This is a genomic window from Streptomyces sp. NPDC002868, from assembly GCF_055563295.1.
The window spans coordinates 631,011-646,948 of sequence record NZ_JBVHDR010000003.1 but is presented as its reverse complement, the minus strand read 5'-3'; the positions used below and the strand labels follow the sequence as shown (position 1 = coordinate 646,948).

The 15,938-nt window shown below is 70.5% G+C and carries 14 protein-coding genes and 1 pseudogene; 7 read left to right on the top strand and 8 right to left on the bottom strand.

Translation table 11 applies throughout. From position 1 onward, the window contains the following. The first annotated feature begins 101 nt into the window (after positions 1 to 101). Positions 102 to 1,724: an alkaline phosphatase D family protein gene (locus ACZ3H8_RS13630; RefSeq protein ID WP_467401120.1), complete on the top strand. Its 1,623-nt coding sequence runs from the start codon at positions 102 to 104 to the stop codon at positions 1,722 to 1,724. On the opposite strand, the pseudogene ACZ3H8_RS13625 reads toward ACZ3H8_RS13630, so the two are convergent. Continuing rightward, positions 1,711 to 2,740, bottom strand: a pseudogene (locus ACZ3H8_RS13625) (Gfo/Idh/MocA family protein). The gene ACZ3H8_RS13630 and the pseudogene ACZ3H8_RS13625 overlap by 14 nt on opposite strands. 82 nt (positions 2,741 to 2,822) lie before the next feature. Between ACZ3H8_RS13625 and ACZ3H8_RS13620 the strand changes: the two are divergent. Further along, the gene (locus ACZ3H8_RS13620; RefSeq protein ID WP_467401118.1) at positions 2,823 to 4,205 is read left to right on the top strand and encodes a multidrug effflux MFS transporter; all 1,383 of its coding nucleotides are present in this window, start codon (positions 2,823 to 2,825) and stop codon (positions 4,203 to 4,205) included. A gap of 34 nt (positions 4,206 to 4,239) precedes the next feature. Here ACZ3H8_RS13620 and ACZ3H8_RS13615 read toward each other — a convergent pair whose 3' ends face one another. Continuing rightward, positions 4,240 to 5,574, bottom strand: a complete 1,335-nt coding sequence (locus tag ACZ3H8_RS13615; protein ID WP_467401115.1) for a hypothetical protein — start codon at positions 5,572 to 5,574, stop codon at positions 4,240 to 4,242. A gap of 128 nt (positions 5,575 to 5,702) precedes the next feature. Here ACZ3H8_RS13615 and ACZ3H8_RS13610 point away from each other — a divergent pair, with 128 nt between their 5' ends. The 3 genes from ACZ3H8_RS13610 to ACZ3H8_RS13600 all read left to right on the top strand — a co-directional run bounded on the left by ACZ3H8_RS13610 (position 5,703) and on the right by ACZ3H8_RS13600 (position 8,219). Beyond that, positions 5,703 to 6,707, top strand: coding sequence for a small ribosomal subunit Rsm22 family protein (locus ACZ3H8_RS13610; protein ID WP_467401113.1), 1,005 nt, complete (start codon positions 5,703 to 5,705; stop codon positions 6,705 to 6,707). A 61-nt stretch (positions 6,708 to 6,768) separates the two neighbouring features. Continuing rightward, positions 6,769 to 7,374 carry a TetR/AcrR family transcriptional regulator gene (locus ACZ3H8_RS13605; protein ID WP_467401111.1) on the top strand — a complete coding sequence of 202 codons (606 nt, stop codon included), beginning with the start codon at positions 6,769 to 6,771 and terminating at the stop codon, positions 7,372 to 7,374. A 92-nt stretch (positions 7,375 to 7,466) separates the two neighbouring features. Further along, positions 7,467 to 8,219 carry a bifunctional DNA primase/polymerase gene (locus ACZ3H8_RS13600; protein WP_467401110.1) on the top strand — a complete coding sequence of 251 codons (753 nt, stop codon included), beginning with the start codon at positions 7,467 to 7,469 and terminating at the stop codon, positions 8,217 to 8,219. Between the two features lie 206 nt (positions 8,220 to 8,425). On the opposite strand, the gene ACZ3H8_RS13595 is transcribed toward ACZ3H8_RS13600, so the two are convergent. The 4 genes from ACZ3H8_RS13595 to efeO are packed head-to-tail and all read right to left on the bottom strand — an operon-like array spanning position 8,426 to position 12,792. Then, complete coding sequence (locus tag ACZ3H8_RS13595; RefSeq protein ID WP_467401304.1) at positions 8,426 to 9,376, bottom strand: SCO2278 family lipoprotein; 951 nt, start codon at positions 9,374 to 9,376, stop codon at positions 8,426 to 8,428. Beyond that, positions 9,294 to 10,262, bottom strand: a complete 969-nt coding sequence (gene efeU / locus ACZ3H8_RS13590) for an iron uptake transporter permease EfeU (protein ID WP_467401108.1) — start codon at positions 10,260 to 10,262, stop codon at positions 9,294 to 9,296. Before efeU ends, ACZ3H8_RS13595 begins: the two co-directional genes overlap by 83 nt. 25 nt (positions 10,263 to 10,287) lie before the next feature. After that, the gene (gene efeB, locus ACZ3H8_RS13585) at positions 10,288 to 11,637 is read right to left on the bottom strand and encodes an iron uptake transporter deferrochelatase/peroxidase subunit (protein WP_467401105.1); all 1,350 of its coding nucleotides are present in this window, start codon (positions 11,635 to 11,637) and stop codon (positions 10,288 to 10,290) included. A 12-nt stretch (positions 11,638 to 11,649) separates the two neighbouring features. Further along, positions 11,650 to 12,792 (bottom strand): iron uptake system protein EfeO, encoded by a 1,143-nt coding sequence (efeO, locus tag ACZ3H8_RS13580; RefSeq protein ID WP_467401103.1) that lies wholly within the window; start codon positions 12,790 to 12,792, stop codon positions 11,650 to 11,652. 223 nt (positions 12,793 to 13,015) lie between these two features. Here efeO and ACZ3H8_RS13575 point away from each other — a divergent pair, with 223 nt between their 5' ends. After that, positions 13,016 to 13,720 carry a PhzF family phenazine biosynthesis protein gene (locus tag ACZ3H8_RS13575; RefSeq protein WP_467401102.1) on the top strand — a complete coding sequence of 235 codons (705 nt, stop codon included), beginning with the start codon at positions 13,016 to 13,018 and terminating at the stop codon, positions 13,718 to 13,720. Here ACZ3H8_RS13575 and ACZ3H8_RS13570 read toward each other — a convergent pair. Both ACZ3H8_RS13570 and map read right to left on the bottom strand, forming a co-directional pair. After that, positions 13,710 to 14,360 (bottom strand): biliverdin-producing heme oxygenase, encoded by a 651-nt coding sequence (locus tag ACZ3H8_RS13570; RefSeq protein ID WP_467401100.1) that lies wholly within the window; start codon positions 14,358 to 14,360, stop codon positions 13,710 to 13,712. The two genes, ACZ3H8_RS13575 and ACZ3H8_RS13570, sit on opposite strands and share 11 nt — an antisense overlap. Positions 14,361 to 14,503: 143 nt before the next feature. Next, positions 14,504 to 15,361, bottom strand: a complete 858-nt coding sequence (gene map, locus ACZ3H8_RS13565; RefSeq protein WP_467401098.1) for a type I methionyl aminopeptidase — start codon at positions 15,359 to 15,361, stop codon at positions 14,504 to 14,506. A gap of 58 nt (positions 15,362 to 15,419) precedes the next feature. Here map and ACZ3H8_RS13560 point away from each other — a divergent pair, with 58 nt between their 5' ends. Beyond that, positions 15,420 to 15,653, top strand: a complete 234-nt coding sequence (locus ACZ3H8_RS13560; RefSeq protein ID WP_467401095.1) for a hypothetical protein — start codon at positions 15,420 to 15,422, stop codon at positions 15,651 to 15,653. Positions 15,654 to 15,938 lie beyond the last annotated feature (285 nt).

The window sequence follows — 15,938 nt, the reverse complement described above, 5'->3', positions numbered from 1 at the left end:
GAACTCATCCGACCGACACACGGATGTTGTGTACTCGACAACGCAGAGTCGTCGGCCCCCACTCCAATGCGAAGGGACAACAGTCGTCTGGGGAGGGGCACATGAGACCCGCACCGCACGCACCCGAGCTCCGCGCTGCCGCCCGGCACATCGGCCGCCGCCGGTTTCTCACCGTCACCGGCGCCGCCGCCGCACTCGCTTTCGCCGTCAATCTGCCCGGCACCGCCCACGCCGCCGAGCTCGACGCCAAGAAGATCACCGAGGACCCCTTCACGCTCGGTGTCGCCTCCGGAGACCCGCAGCCCGGTTCCGTACTGCTGTGGACCCGCCTTGCGACCCGTCCCTACGAGCCCGACAGCGGACTGCCCCGCGCCAAGGTCCCGTTGCTCTGGGAGCTCGCCCACGACTCCCGCTTCAGCCGTATCGCCAGGCGCGGATCCGTCATCGCCCACCCGGAGTTCCACCACAGCGTCCACGTCGAAGTCGCAGGCCTCGGCAACGACCGCCCCTACTACTACCGCTTCCGCGCCGGGAACTGGATCAGCCCGACGGGGCGCACCAAGACCGCGCCCGCCCGGGCCGCGCGGATCAGTGAGCTGAAGCTCGCCGCCGTGTCCTGCCAGGCGTACCACGACGGCTACTTCACCGCGTACAAGCACCTCGCAGAAGAGGACCTCGACGCCGTCTTCCACCTCGGCGACTATCTCTACGAGTACGCCGTGAACGCCGTCGGCGGCGCCCGGAAGTACACCGACCGGGTCCTCCCCGCCCACTTCAACCGCGAGACCGTCACGCTCGCGGACTACCGGATGCGTTACGGCCTCTACAAGTCGGACCCCGACCTCAAGGCGGCGCACGCCGCGCACCCCTACGTCCTCACCTGGGACGACCACGAGACCGAGAACAACTACGCGGGCGACATCCCCGAGAACAACGTACCGCCGGAGGAGTTCCTGCTGCGCAGGGCCGCCGCCTACCGCGCGTACTGGGAGAACCAGCCGCTGCGCAGGCCCCAGCGGCCCGAAGGCCCCGACATGCAGCTGTACCGCAGGCTGCACTTCGGGCGGCTCGCGCAGTTCGACATCCTCGACACCCGCCAGTACCGCTCCGACCAGGCGTACGGCGACGGCTGGCAGGTCCCGGGACCGGAGTCCGATGACCCGTCGCGCACCCTGACCGGCGCGACCCAGGAGCGCTGGCTGCTCGACGGCTGGAAGAGCTCCCGCGCCCGCTGGAACGTAGTGCCGCAGCAGGTCACCTTTGCGCAGCGGCGCGACGTCCCGACCACGCCGTACAAGGTGAGCATGGACGCCTGGGACGGGTACGCGGCCTCCCGCGGACGCGTTCTGGACGGCGCCGCGGCGGCCGGCATCGAGAACCTGATGGTCCTCACCGGCGATGTGCACCGCGGCTACGCGTACGACCTGAGGCGGGACTTCAACGATTCCGCCTCGCCCGTCGTCGGCACCGAGATCGTCGCCACCTCCATCTCCAGCGGCAAGGACGGCGAGGAGCGGCCCGCCAACTACGACACCCTGAGGGCCGCCAATCCGCACATGAAGTTCTACAACGGCCGCCGCGGCTATGTGACCGTCACCCTCGGCGAGCAACAGGCGCGCGCCGACTTCAAGACGGTCAGCGCCGTCACGACGCCGGGCGCGCCGATCATCACGGCCGCGTCGTTCGTGACCGAGGCCGGCGACCCGGGGCTCAAGCCTGTGTGACCCATTCGCTCGGGTAGCGGACGCCGATGCGGTCCCGTACCGCGTCGAGCGTCCGCGTCACGGCGAGGCTGCCGTTGGGGTCCCCCATGCCGAAGGCCAGGGGAGGTACCAGCGGCGACTCCGTCTCGCCCGCCCGCAGACATCGCATCACCTCGGCCGCCTCGTGCTGGAGGCTGTCGCGCCGCCCCTCGGCGGTGAACTCCTCCGGCTCGTGGCCGCCTTCGCGGTGCAGTACGAAACGGTCCGGGAAGAAGAAGCCCTGCGGAAGATCTATACGGCCTGCCGTGCCGGTCACCGAAGCCGTCACGGGGGTGCCCGCCGTGACCGAGCAGGACAGCAGCGCCGTCGCCCCCGACTGCGACCAGCCCAGCAGCATGCCGGTGTTCAGGTCCACGCCCTCGGGGGAGAGCAGCGCATCGGCCTGTATGCGTTCGGGCTCGCCGAGCAGCAGCTGTGCGAACGAGACCGGATAGACGCCGAGGTCGAGCAGCGCGCCGCCGCCGAGTGCCGGGTCGCGCAGCCGGTGGTCCGGCGTGAATGGGCCGGCGAGGCCGAAGTCGGCCTGCACGGTGCGGACTTCACCGATCGCGCCGTCCCCGACGAGAGCGGCGAGCCGTCGCACGAGGGGGTTGCAGTACATCCACATGGCCTCCATGAGGAAGAGCTCGCGCTCGCGGGCCCAGAGAGACCAGCTCTTCGGCCTCCCGCGTGTTCAGCGTGAACGCCTTCTCGCACAGCACCGCCTTTCCGGCCTCCAGGCAGAGCCCGGCCGCTGCCCGGTGCGCGGAGTGCGGCGTTGCGACGTACACCACATCGACGTCCTCGTCGGCGGCGAGCGAGGCCCAGTCGCCGTAGGCCCGAGCGATGCCGAACCGATCCGCGAACGCCTTGGCGGACGCTTCCGTACGCGACGCCACCGCCACCACCTCGGCGTCCGGCATCGCCTGCAGCTCCGCCGTGAACGACGCGGCTATGCCGCCGGTCGCCAGGACACCCCATCGCACGATCCCGCTCATCCCAGCCCCGTCTCGAAAATAGGTCTCGACCACTCCGGACGAGCTGAGAGCATAGGGAGGGATTCAAAGACATGGAGACGCAATGCGGAAGCCGGACAGCGGCCATACCAGCACAGAAGGACATATACCGGCCGCCGACGACCCGGCTCTCGTGACGTCGGCAGGCCCCGCACCTGTTGCGGCGGCCGACCCGGCACCCCTGGCGGCGACAGACCCGGCCCCCATGGCGGCCGCCGACCCCGCACCTTTGGCGGCAGCGCGCCGCGTCGGCTTCCTGGTCACCCTCGTCCTGGGCGGCCTCACCGCCCTGCCGCCGCTCTCCATGGACATGTACCTCCCGGCGCTGCCCGCGGTCACCAAGTCGCTCGGCTCGCCCGCCGCGACCGTGCAGCTCACGCTGACCGCGTGCCTGGCGGGCATGGCGCTCGGCCAGCTCGTCGTCGGCCCGATGAGCGACCGATGGGGACGTCGCCGCCCGCTGCTCATCGGCATGATCGTGTACGTCGCTGCCACCGCGATCTGCGCGCTGGCACCCACCGCCGAGCTGCTGATCGGCTTCCGGCTGCTCCAGGGACTCGCGGGCGCGGCCGGCATCGTCATCGCGCGGGCCGTGGTCCGTGATCTGTACGACGGCGTGGAGATGGCCCGGTTCTTCTCCACGCTGATGCTCATCTCCGGCGTCGCGCCGATCATCGCGCCGCTGATCGGCGGACAGGTGCTGCGGATCACCGACTGGCGTGGCATCTTCGTCGTCCTCACCGGCGTCGGCATCGTGCTCACGCTCGTGGTGGCGAAGTGGCTGCACGAGACGCTGCCGCGGGAGAAGCGGCACAGCGGCGGCGTCGGCGGGGCCCTGCGCACCATGCGCGGGCTGCTGTCCGACCGGGTCTTCACCGGCTACACGCTCACCGGCGGGCTCGCCTTCGCCACGCTCTTCGCGTACATCTCCGCGTCGCCGTTCGTCGTCCAGGAGATCTATGGCGCATCGCCGCAGACCTTCAGCCTGCTCTTCGGCGTCAATTCCATCGGCCTGATCGCCGTCGGCCAGATCAACGGCAAAGTGCTGGTGGGCCGGGTCAGTCTGGACAAGGCGCTCGCCTTCGGGCTCGGCGTGATCACGCTGGCCGCGACCGCGCTGCTGCTGATGACGGCGGGGGTGTTCGGGAAGGTGGGCCTGCTTCCTGTCGCGGCCGGTCTCTTCGTGCTGATGTCCGCGATGGGCCTGGCCATGCCGAACACCAACGCCCTGGCCCTGATGCGGACCCCGCACGCCGCAGGCTCCGCGTCCGCGCTGATCGGCACGTCCTCGTTCCTCATCGGGGCGGTCGCCTCACCGCTCGTCGGGATCGCGGGCGAGGCGACGGCCGTCCCGATGGCCGTGGTCCAACTGACCTGCGCGCTGGCCGCGATGGGCTGCTTCATCGGGCTGTGCCGTCCCTGGCAGCGGCGCGCCGAGGCCCTCTGACACGGGCCTCTCACGGGCCTCTCACGGGTCCCGGCTACCGCTCGCGGCGCGGGTAACCGATCAGATGCAGCCGGTCCTTCGTGTCCGTCCAGCTGAAGATCCCCACCCCCGCGGTCTCCGCGCCCGGCAGCCGCACATTGGGGCCCAGCGCCTGGGGCACCGCGGTGGCCAGATCCAGCTCGATCGGGGCGCCGCCGCCGGCCAGCGCGTCCGCCGGGCTGCGGGCGCTCGTCGCTCCGTATGCCGTGCCGGAGTCGGTCACCGTCGTCAGGGTCAGCGGCTTCGATCCGTCCGACTGCTCGAAGCAGTACGCCTTGCGCTGCTCCAGGTCGAAGGCCAGATTCCCGGCGACCAGATAGCCGCCCTCGGGCGCGAGCACCGCCTGCGGATACTCGCCCGGCTCGATCGCGGGCTTGTGGCAGCGCACCTGTACCAGCGGCTTTCCGGCGGCCGTGTCGTGCACCGCCCAGATGTCGTACGTACCGGCGTCCTTGCTGCCCTTCGCGGGCTGCCACTTGGCCAGTACATAGCCGGGCGCGACCGAGGTCGGAACGCCGGACGCGGGGTCGGTGCGGGCCGGGGCCACGTTCCGGCTGTACCAGCCGCCGCGGACCCAGAAGCCCGGGTCGCCGCTCAGCAGCAGGCCCTTGTCGGTGACTCCGCGGACCTCGGTGAGGCGGCGGCAGCCCGTACAGCCTCTGGGATGGCCGAGCGCGGTCTCCGGCACCTGCGTGACCTCGCCCGAGACCGGGTCGACGACCGCGCTCCTGGTGCGGCCGTCGCTGATGAGGACGCCGGGGCCGGTGCCGGAGACGGTCGGCGCGGCGGGCCACGGGACCTCGACCCGCTGCCGGGTGCCGTCCGCGACGTCGTACAGATCGAGCGCGACGAAGGTGCCCGCCGTCGTCAGCGCGTCCTCGCCCGCCTTGCCGTACGACCAGGTCACGAAGTACTCGCGGCCGTCCTTGGCGACGGACAGCAGCCGCGGGAACTGGTCGGCGGACGCGGGCGGATGCCAGGGCAGTCCCGTCCAGCCGGGCCGGCCGGTCGCGGCGTTCAGGGTGCGCAGCCGGAACCGTTCGTCGTCGACCCGCTCCAGATAGCCGATGCGGCCGCTGTCCTGCGCGATCGCGTACTGCGGGGACGCGTTGGAGATCTCCGCGTGGGAGATCTCCCAGCCCTGCGAGGTGTCGTACGCGGACGGGACGGCGAGCCGGGTCAGGGGTGCCGCGCTGTGCCGGGCAGGCTTGCGGGGCCTGTCGTCGGCGGCCCGGCCGCCCTCGCCGCCGCCACACATGCTCAGCAGGAGCAGCAGCGCCAGCACGAGCACCCCGGCCACCAGGGACACGCGCACGACCTTCTGTCTCATGGTCCCCCCGTGAGCGGTGCGCCACGTTCCGTGTGCGGCGAGGGCCGTCAGCGTAGCAACAGCCGTCGCGCCGCCAGGAGTTCGATTCCGTCGCTGTCCCGTCCCGATTCCGTGCCTAGAATTTGTCGGTGAACGCCACCCTCCCCACCGCGGAAGTCCTGCGCAGCGCCCTGGCCGCGCAGCTGGCCGACCTGCCGCCCACGCAGGCGGCGCAGGCCGTCGAGCGGCTGATCGCCAACTACCGGGGGACCACCCCGACCGACGCGCCCGTGCTGCGGGACCGCTCCGACGTCGCCGCCTACGCCGCGTACCGGATGCCCGCGACCTTCGAGGCGGTACGGTCCGCGCTCGCCGCTCTGCGGGCCGCGGCCCCCGAGTGGGCCCCGGCCACGCACACGGACATCGGCGGCGGGACGGGCGCGGCGAGCTGGGCGGTCGCGGAGGCCTGGGAGGAGGACGCCCCGCGCACGACCGTGCTGGACTGGGCCGAGCCCGCGCTGGCGCTGGGTCGTGAACTGGCCGTCGCATCGGGGGTGCCCGCGCTGCGCGCGGCCCAGTGGCAGCGAGCGCGGATCAGTGCGGCGCTCCGTATCGAGAGCACTGATCTCGTCACGGTGTCGTACGTCCTCAAGGAGCTCACCGCCAAGGACCGCGCGGCCGTCGTCACGGAGGCGGCCCGCGCCGCCCAGGCCGTCGTGATCGTCGAACCCGGCACCCCCGACGGCTACGCCCGTGTGATCGAGGCCCGCGACCGCCTGATCGAGGCGGGCCTGACGGTCGCCGCGCCCTGCCCGCACAGCGCCGCCTGCCCCATCGAGCCTGGCTCGGACTGGTGCCACTTCGCGGCCCGGGTCAGCCGTTCCTCGCTGCACCGCCAGGTGAAGGGCGGCTCACTGCCGTACGAGGACGAGAAATTCAGCTATGTCGCGGCGGTCCGCTTCCCGGCCACACCGGTCCCCGCCCGGGTCACCCGCAAGCCCCAGATCCGCAAGGGCCTGGTCCTGCTCGACCTGTGCACAAAGCCGCAGGAACTCCGCCGCGAAACGGTGGCCAAGCGCCACGGCCCGCTGTACAAGGCGGCGCGGGACACGGAATGGGGCGACGCGTGGCCGCGGGACGCCTCCGGCGGCTGACCGGCAACTCATCACGTACGAGACGATACGTCTCGGCTCCTTCCGTTGATAGATTGACGTAATGACCGAGACCAAGGCCCCCGACTCCAGCCGCCGCAGCGAGCGCTCCCGCCGCGCCATCTACGACGCCGCCCTCGCCCTCGTCGGCGAGGTCGGCTACGCCAAGACCACCATCGAGGGCATCGCCGCCCGCGCCGGCGTCGGCAAGCAGACGATCTACCGGTGGTGGCCCTCGAAGGCCGCCGTCCTGCTCGAAGCCTTCCTCGACCTCGCCGAGCAGGCGTCCGAGGGCGAGAGTGAGATCCCCGACACCGGCGACCTCGAAGCCGACCTCAAGCTGGTGCTGCGGGCCACGGTCGACGAGCTGAACAGCCCTGCCTACGACGGCCCTTCCCGTGCGCTCGCTGCCGAGAGCGTGGTCAACCCCGAGCTCGCCGCACAGTTCGTCCAGAAGCTGCTCGAACCGCAGCTCCAGCTGTACGTGAAGCGGCTGCGGGCCGCCCAGGACACTGGGGGCGTACGCGCCGGCATCGACCTCCGCATCGCCCTGGAACTGTTCACCGGACCGCTCACCCACCGCTGGCTGCTGCGTACGCTCCCGCTCACCCACGACTACGCGGACGCGATCGTCGAGTACGCACTGCACGGCCTCGCACCACGGTCCTGATCACCGGATCGGGGGGTGCGGCCACCCCGCGCCCGGGAAGGTGGGACGATGGCAGAGTCCGCCAGGGGCGAGCGTGAAGTGTGAGGGGATAGATGGGCGACGGTATCGGCCGCTACCGCGGCACGGAGAACAGGCTGTCCCGGGAGAGCCGGCTGCCCCAGTGGCTGCGCCGACGCCCCAAGAACACCGACGCCGACGACTCCCGCCGCGAGACTCTGCTGCTGGCTGCCGCCGCCGCGGGACTGCCGCTCGCGCCCGCCGCGCACCCCGTCTCCTACCGATGTTCCTGTGAGCGCATCGGCTGTCCCACGCCCGGCAGGCACCCCGTCTCCTTCGCCTGGCAGACGCAGTCCACGACCGACTCCGCCCAGATCGAGCGCTGGGCCACGGGCCAGCCGCAGGCGAACTTCATCACCGCGACCGGCATGGTCCACGACGTACTCGACGTCCCCCTGGAAGCCGGCCGCAGCGCGCTTGCCCGGCTGCTGGCACGGGGCATCGAGGTGGGCCCGGTCGCCGAGTCCGGCAGCGACCGGATGCTGTTCTTCACCGCCACGCGCGGCACCCCCGAGGACGAGGACGAGTGGTGGCCCTGCGAGCTGGACTGCCACCCCGAGACGATGGACGAGCATCCGGGGCTGCGCTGGCACTGCCGAGGCAGCTATGTCCTCGTACCGCCGGCGCGGTTGCCCGGTGAGCTCGAGGTGGCCTGGGTGCGCGGGCTTGAGCATCCGCTGCCGGATCCGCTGACGCTGCTGGAGACGCTGACGGACGCGTGCGCGAAGTGGGCGGGCGGGGTGGAGGGCCTGGACCGGCACGAGGTGGCCTGGCCGCTCGGGCGTTAGGTCGCGCCTTCCCGAACCCGGGGCTCCGCCCCGGACCCCGCGCCTCAAACGCCGGCGAGGCTTGAAAGTCCGGCCGGACCTTGATTTCCGCCGGACGGGCAGAACATTTAAGCCCGTCCGGCGATTGAGGACACGCCCGAAGGGCGTACGGGGGTCTCGGGCTTGCCCCCAGTTCGGTACGCGACGCGCGGTCAACTCGCGTGCCGCTAAGACCCCTTCGCCGCCGTCAGACCCGTCAGCCGGCCCAGCACATCGACCTCCCCGCTGTCCGCGCCGCCCGTCGGCACCGTCACCGCCTGGCTGGAGACCCGCTCCTTGGTGACCGTGGACTTCACCTCGCCCGTCAGCAGCGCCTTCACATCCGGGTGGACCTTCAGCCGTACACCCTTCGCGGCGGTCTGCCGCTCGTAGTTGCGCACGGCGAAGAAGACCAGCGCGTTGCCGTCCTCGGTGACAAGGCCGAGCGGCGCGAAGTCGTCGGAGTCCAGCGGCTGGTCGATGTACTGCGTGGACATCCCCGGCAGGTTCGAGTCCTTCTTGCGGGACGCGCGCCAGCCCGAGGTGTGCGGACCGTCCTTGAAGTGTTCCGGCTTGCCGTTCTGCATGTACGAGGAGTACTCCTCGCTCAGATCGCGCGGAGCGACCGCCAGCGCGGCGCTGTCCGGCGCGACCGGCTCGGCCCAGCCGTCCTTGTCGGTCTTCAGGGCAGGTATCCGGCCGGGGGACAGGATCGTCAGATACGCCGCCTGCCACAACTGGTCCGCGCCGTTGCGCACGAAGACCAGCACCCAGCGGTTGTCCAGAGCGCCCTTGTCCTGATCCCGGTTGGAGTCGACGTCCGCGAGGAAGAACCGCGGCCAGCCCGCCTTCTTCGGAATGGTGAACTTCGCGTCCGTCAGCTCCAGCGGCACATGCTGCGGGTTGCCGTCCGGGTAGTTGACGCTGCGCGCCTTGAGACCCGCCTGGTTGATCGCGCCGAGCGCACCGGTGACATGGGCCGCGTCCAGGGCCGGATCGTACGCCTTGTCAGCCTTGTTGTACGCGTCGGTGAAGTCCTTGAGCGCCTGCGCGGCCTCAGACTTCGTCGCCGACGGTACGACCTCCCGCTCCCCGTGCACCGTCACGCACCCGCTCGCCGTCAGGCACAGCACCGTCATCGCCGCGAGCCCTGTCGCCGCCCGACTCAGCCTTCTCATCGGTTGCCTTCTGCTCCTTGACCCCCACTGACCGTCCGAACCCTACCGGGGCCAGTAACAGCCCGAGCGTCGGGACCAGATACAGCGCCCACACCGTGACCTGGAGGACGGTCGGGTCGGGCTGGAAGTTGAAGACGCCCTTCAGCAGCGTGCCGTACCAGGTGTCCGGCGGGATCGTCGTGCTGATGTTGAAGGCCTTGTCCGCCAGACCGCCCAGGAAGCGGGCCTCCTGGAGGTCGTGGACGCCGTACGCCAGCACCCCGGCCGCCACGACGACCAGCATGCCGCCGGTCCAGGTGAAGAACTTGGCCAGGTTGATCCGCAGCGCGCCCCGGTAGAACAGCCAGCCCAGCACGATCGCGGTGGCGATGCCGAGCAGGACGCCGATCAGCGGCGCCTGCGTGCTGTGGCTCTCGTCGGTCGCCGCCCGGACCGACGCCCAGACGAACAGCGCCGTCTCCAGGCCCTCGCGCCCCACCGCCAGGAAGGCGGTCGCGACGAGCGCGCCCGTACCCATCTGCAGCGCGGCGTCCAGCTTGCCGTGCAGCTCGGACTTCAGATGCCGCGCGGTGCGCCGCATCCAGAAGACCATCCAGGTCACCAGGCACACCGCGAGGATCGACAGCGAGCCGCCGAGCAGCTCCTGCGCCTCGAACGTCAGCTCCTGCGAGCCGTATTCGAGTGCGAAGCCGAACCCGAGCGAGATCGCGACGGCGACCCCGATGCCGATCCAGATCGGACGCAGCGCGTCCCGCCGCCCGGTCTTGACCAGATACGCGATCAGGATGCAGACGACCAGGCTGGCTTCGAGGCCCTCGCGCAGGCCGATGAGATAGTTGCCGAACACGTCGGGTCCTTTCCGTGCGGGCAGGTCAGGAGAACAGCGCCCGGCCCCACCAGTCGTCCTTGTCCCGGACTCCCGGCGGGATCGCGAACAGCGCAGAACCCACGTGCTGGATGTACTCGTTGAGGTCGTCGCTCGCCGCGAGGGAGCGCTGCACCGGAACGAAGCCCTTGTGGACGTCGCGCTGGTACGCGAGGAAGAACAGCCCCGCGTCCAGGCGGCCAAGGCCGTCCGTGCCGTCGGTGAAGGAGTAGCCGCGGCGCAGCAACTTCGCGCCGCCGTTGGTGTCCGGGTGCGCGAGCCGCACATGCGCGGTCGGCAGCATCGCCGGCAGGAACGGCTCGTCGCGCTCCTTGGCCTTGCCGACCGGGGCGCCCTCGCCCTTGTCCCGGCCGAAGATGTCCTCCTGCTCCTTCAGCGAAGTACGGTCCCAGGTCTCGATGTTCATCCGGATCCGGCGCGCGACGAGATACGAGCCGCCCGTCATCCAGGCCGGACCGTCCTTCTGAGACACCCAGACATGCTTGTCGAGCTCCGCAGAGTCCGTCCCGGCGATGTTCCGGGTGCCGTCCTTGAAGCCCATCATGTTGCGCGGGGTCTGCGCGTCGGGCGTCGTCGACGAGGTCTTTCCGAAGCCCAGCTGCGACCAGCGGACCGCGACCTTGCCGAAGCCGATCCGGGCGAGGTTGCGGATCGCGTGCACCGCGACCTGCGGGTCGTCCGCGCAGGCCTGCACGCACAAGTCGCCGTCGCTGCGCGCCGGATCGAGATTGTCGCCGGGGAACTTCGGCAGATCGACCAGGGCGCCTGGGCGCTTGCCCTCAAGGCCGAAGCGGCCCTTGGCGAACAGGGACGGGCCGAAGCCGATGGTCAGCGTGAGCCGGGACGGCTTGAGGCCGAGCGCCTCGCCGGTGTCGTCTGGCGGGGCCTCCGCGAGACCGCCGTACGCGCCCTCGCCGACGGCCTGCCCGGCCGTCATACGCTCGGCCGCCCGCGTCCAGTCCTTGAGCAACTGGATCAGCTCGGCGCGGTCCTTCGTCTTCACGTCGAAGGTCGCGAAGTGCAGCCGGTCCTGGACGGCGGTGGCGATGCCCGCCTGGTGCGCGCCGTGGAAGGGGACGGCCGCGCCGCTCGTGGCCGCGGGCACTGCCGTGTCCTCGCGGCCGATGGCGAGCGCCGCGCCGCCGGCCGCGGCGGCGCCGAGCGCGAGGCCCGCACCGCCCCAGCCGAGCAGCGAACGACGGGACGGAGCCTTGCCGCCGGTCTCCTCGGCTATGGCGCCGGTCTCCTCGGCCGTGTCTTCGGTCTCCTCGGACCTGCCGGTTTCGACGGACGTGCTTGTGGTCTCTTCGCGCACGCTTGCGGTCTTCTCGGACATGAGGTGGCCCCCCTACTTCACAACCGCGGCGGCGAGCTTGGACAGCGGCTCGGCGAGCGCGTTGACCGCGTCGCTGAGCTCCTTGCGCTCCGCCTTGCCGACCTTGTCGTACGACGTGAACTCGTACGAGGTGGTGTCCTTGCGGTACTTGTCGAGCAGCTTGTTCAGCGCCGCGAACTGCTTGTCCAGCTCGGCGACAAGCTTCGGGTCGTTCTTCGACGCGACCGGCTCGAGCAGCTCGTGCGACTTCTGCGCACCCTCGACGTTCGCCTTGAAGTCGACGAGGTCGGTGTGGCTGTAGCGCTCCTCCTCACCGGTGACCTTGCCGGTGGCGACCTCGTCGAGCAGCTCCTTGGCGCCGTTGGCCATGGAGGTCGGGGTGATCTCGGCAGTGCCGACCTTCTTCTGCCAGACAGTCAGGTCATTGATGAGGGTGTCGGCGAGGGCCTTCTCCGCCGGGCCGATCTTCTTGGTCTGCCACAGCGCCTTCTCGAGGGTGTGCCAGCCGGTCCACTTCTGGCCCTTCTCCAGGCCGTCCTCGCGCAGGTCGACCTTCGGGTCGATGTCGCCGAAGGACTCGGCGACCGGCTCGGTGCGCTCCCAGCCGATGCGGGAGTCGGCGTACGCCTTCTTGGCGGCCTCGATGTCGCCGGCCTTCACGGCGTCCGCGAAGACCTTCGCCTTGGGCAGCGTCTCGTCGGCCTGCGTCTGCACGTACTTGCGGTACGCGGCGACGGCTGCGTCCATCTCCGGGCTGCGCTTGGCGACCTTGCCGCCGCCGGTGGCGGTGACCTGCTGGCGGATGCCGTCGCCCTTCATGCCGGGCTTGCAGGCGATCTCGTACGAACCGGCCTTCACCTCGGCGGTCAGCTTCTGCTTCGTGCCGGGGCCGATGTTCTCGCGCTCGGAGACGATGCGGTCGTCGGGGAAGAGGATGTAGACCTCGGTGACCTTGGAGCCCTTGTTCTCGATGGCCAGCTCGACATGGCCGGCCGGGAACTCCTTCTTCGACACCTCGCAGGAGTCGTCCTTCGCCGTGACGCTGATGCCACCGTCGCCGCCCTTGGCGTCGCTCTTCTCGGCGCAGCCCGTAACGGCGGTCAGGGCAGCGGCGGTTGCGGCGGCGGTGACGACGGACAGACGGACGGCTTGCATACGGGCTCCACAAAGGATGAGTACCGGGGGTACGGGGAGTAAGGCGGACCTAACTTAACCGAGGCTTACCTCACCAATGTCCACGGGTCCAGTGATGTAGCTCTCAAATCCGGGCCTCGGGCACGGCACCGTCACGGCAAGGCCAAACGAACGTCAAGTTGTCCTCTTCGGCCGATGGCCGGGGGTGCCGCGGGCCGGGACTCGTTGATGCTTGAATGCCGGGGTGAATGAACTGGACGTACTGAGCGTCTTCTGCGGCCCCGACGGCCGGCACGGGAACACGCTCGGAGTCGTACGCGACGGCCGCACATGCCCCGACACGGCGTCCCGGCAGGCCCTCGCCGCCCAACTCGGGTTCAGTGAGACCGTCTTCGTCGACGACCCCGAGCGCGGCGTCGTCGACATCTACACCCCCGGCCTCCGGCTTCCCTTCGCCGGGCACCCCCTCGTCGGCGCCGCCTGGCTGCTGGATCTGGAGGCGGTCAATCCTTCCCCTGCCTTCGGCGGGGAGACCCCTATCGCGGGCGAGGTGTGGGCCCGGCAGGACGGGGAGTTCACCTGGATCACCGCGCGCGCCGAGTGGGCGCCGCCGCGGCGACTGGAGCGGTACGCATCCCCGGCCGAGGTCGACGCGCTGCCCGCGCCGCCGCCCGGGGAGGGCTGGCTGTACGCCTGGGCCTGGCAGGACGAGGCCGCCGGACGCGTACGCGCCCGCGCCTTCCCGCGGCGCGACGAGGGCATCGTCGAGGACGAGGCGACCGGCGCCGCCGCGCTGCTGCTCACCGCGGAGCTGGGGCGGGCCCTGAACATCACTCAGGGCAGGGGGTCGCAGATCCTGACTGCCCCCGGCCCCGACGGCACCATCGAGATCGGCGGCCGCGTACGCCTCGCGGCCCCCGTTCCCCTTCCCGTATCTGCTACGCGCTGAGCGGGAACTCCGCCCCAAGCTCCTGGAACACCGCCCCGTTGTACTCGAACGCCCGCTTGCACTCGTCGACGATCCGCTTCTTCTCCAGGTCGTCCGCGTTCACCGCGTCCAGCAGCTCGCGGTAGCCCCGCTTGAACGCCGCCGGGTTCGGGATCTGCTCGAATACGTAGAACCGCACCCCGTCGCCGTTGCGTGCGAAGCCCCACGTCCGCTCGGCCTTGTCGCGGATGATCTGGCCGCCGGAGAGGTCCCCGAGGTAGCGGGTGTAGTGGTGCGCCACATACCCCGCGGGCCAGCTGCGCGCGCACTCGGCGATCCGTGCGGCGTACGCGGCGGTCGCGGGCAGCGGCGCGAGCCCCTCGCGCCAGTCCGCACCGCGCAGATGCGCGAGGTCGCGCTCCAGCTCGGCGGTGCGCATCAGCTCCGGCCGGATGAACGGCCCGGCCACCGGGTCGTCCTTCAGTGACCCCGCGGCCTCCTCCAGCGCCCGGTACACGAACCACAGCTGCTCGGTGTAGCGCGCGTACGCCGCCACACCGAGCCGGCCGCCGAGCAGGTCGCTCATGAAGGTCGACGTCTCCGCCTCGGTGTGCTGCTCGTGCGAGGCAACACGGATGAGTGTCGAGAAGGACGTGTCCAAGGCGGGCCTCCTGGGACCGATGGGGACGGGAAAGGAAGCGGCGACGGCACTCACGGTTGCCAGCACCGATCTTCCTACTTAGGCTTACCTAAGTCAATGTGTTCCCGACGGCCTGTCGGTAAAAACGCTACCCCTTTTGACGGTCAGGGCAACGTGAGAATCTCGGCCCCGCACTCCGTCACCACCAGCGTGTGCTCGAACTGCGCGGTCCGCCTCCGGTCCTTCGTCACCACGGTCCAGCCGTCGTCCCACATGTCGTACTCATGCGTGCCGAGCGTGAGCATCGGCTCGATCGTGAAGGTCATACCCGGCTGCATCACAGTGGTCGCGTGCGCGGCGTCGTAGTGCGGGATGATCAGCCCGGAGTGGAACGACGAGTTGATCCCGTGCCCGGTGAAATCGCGGACCACGCCGTAGCCGAAGCGCTTGGCGTACGACTCGATGACCCGGCCGATGACATTGACCTGGCGGCCGGGCTTGACGGCCTTGATGGCGCGGTTGAGGGACTCCCGGGTCCGCTCCACCAGCAGCCGCGACTCCTCGTCGACGTCGCCGCAGAGGTAGGTGGCGTTGTTGTCGCCGTGGACGCCGTTGATGTACGCGGTGACGTCGAGGTTCACGATGTCGCCGTCGCGCAGGACCGTGGAGTCCGGGATGCCGTGACAGATGACCTCGTTGACCGAGGAGCACAGGGACTTGGGGAAGCCGCGGTAGCCGAGGGTGGAGGGGTACGCGCCGTGGTCGCACATGAACTCGTGCGCGACCCGGTCGAGTTCGTCGGTGGTCACACCGGGCGAAATGTGCTTGGCGGCCTCCGTCATCGCCTGCGCGGCGATGCGACCCGCGATGCGCATCCGCTCCACGGTGTCGGAGTCCTGGACCTCCGGCCCGGTGTACGGGGTGGGCGCGGGCTTCCCGACGTACTCGGGGCGCGGGATGGCTCCGGGGACGGAGCGGATGGGAGAGAGCTCCCCTGGGACGAGCAGCGACTGGCCAGACATGCCAGCGAGTCTAACCAGGGGCCATGGGGCAGCATGGCTCCAGAGGAAGGAGCCGACGATGGCCCTGTTCAAGAAGCGCACGGCCGGAAAGCCGGGCGAATGGTACTACTGCCTCGAGCACAAGAAGGTCGAAGAGGGCCCGGAGTGCCCGGCGAAGAACCGCTTCGGTCCGTACGGGTCGCGCGAGGAGGCGGAACACGCGATGGAGACGGCGCGGGAGCGGAACCTGGAGTGGGAGAACGATCCGCGGTGGCACGACGCCGCCCGCCCGGCCGACGACGACCCCGCGTAACGGGTAACGGGTCCGTGCTGCGGGTGGCCTGCGGCGCTTTCCCCCACCCCGCCCCTTCCCGAACCGGGGCTCCGCCCCGGACCCCGTGCCTCAATCGCCGGCGGGCTGAATGTCGGGGCTCCGCCCCAGACCCCGTGCCTCAATCGCCGGCGGGCTGAATGTCGGGGCTCCGCCCCGGACCCCGCGCCTCAATCGTCGGCGAGGCTGGAAAATCCAGCCCGTGGGGGTCCCCCCGGACGAAGTCTGGGGGGACTGAGGACACGCCCGAAGGGCGTACGGGGGTCT

Bases quoted from the DNA above. Each gene is read 5' to 3' on its own strand.
- ACZ3H8_RS13560 (WP_467401095.1), top strand. From the start codon at position 15,420: ATGGCCCTGTTCAAGAAGCGCACGGCCGGAAAGCCGGGCGAATGGTAC.
- ACZ3H8_RS13595 (WP_467401304.1), bottom strand. From the start codon at position 9,376: ATGACGGTGCTGTGCCTGACGGCGAGCGGGTGCGTGACGGTGCACGGG.
- ACZ3H8_RS13615 (WP_467401115.1), bottom strand. From the start codon at position 5,574: ATGAGACAGAAGGTCGTGCGCGTGTCCCTGGTGGCCGGGGTGCTCGTG.
- map (WP_467401098.1), bottom strand. From the start codon at position 15,361: ATGTCTGGCCAGTCGCTGCTCGTCCCAGGGGAGCTCTCTCCCATCCGC.
- efeO (WP_467401103.1), bottom strand. From the start codon at position 12,792: ATGCAAGCCGTCCGTCTGTCCGTCGTCACCGCCGCCGCAACCGCCGCT.
- ACZ3H8_RS13630 (WP_467401120.1), top strand. From the start codon at position 102: ATGAGACCCGCACCGCACGCACCCGAGCTCCGCGCTGCCGCCCGGCAC.
- efeB (WP_467401105.1), bottom strand. From the start codon at position 11,637: ATGTCCGAGAAGACCGCAAGCGTGCGCGAAGAGACCACAAGCACGTCC.
- ACZ3H8_RS13620 (WP_467401118.1), top strand. From the start codon at position 2,823: ATGCGGAAGCCGGACAGCGGCCATACCAGCACAGAAGGACATATACCG.
- ACZ3H8_RS13600 (WP_467401110.1), top strand. From the start codon at position 7,467: ATGGGCGACGGTATCGGCCGCTACCGCGGCACGGAGAACAGGCTGTCC.
- ACZ3H8_RS13605 (WP_467401111.1), top strand. From the start codon at position 6,769: ATGACCGAGACCAAGGCCCCCGACTCCAGCCGCCGCAGCGAGCGCTCC.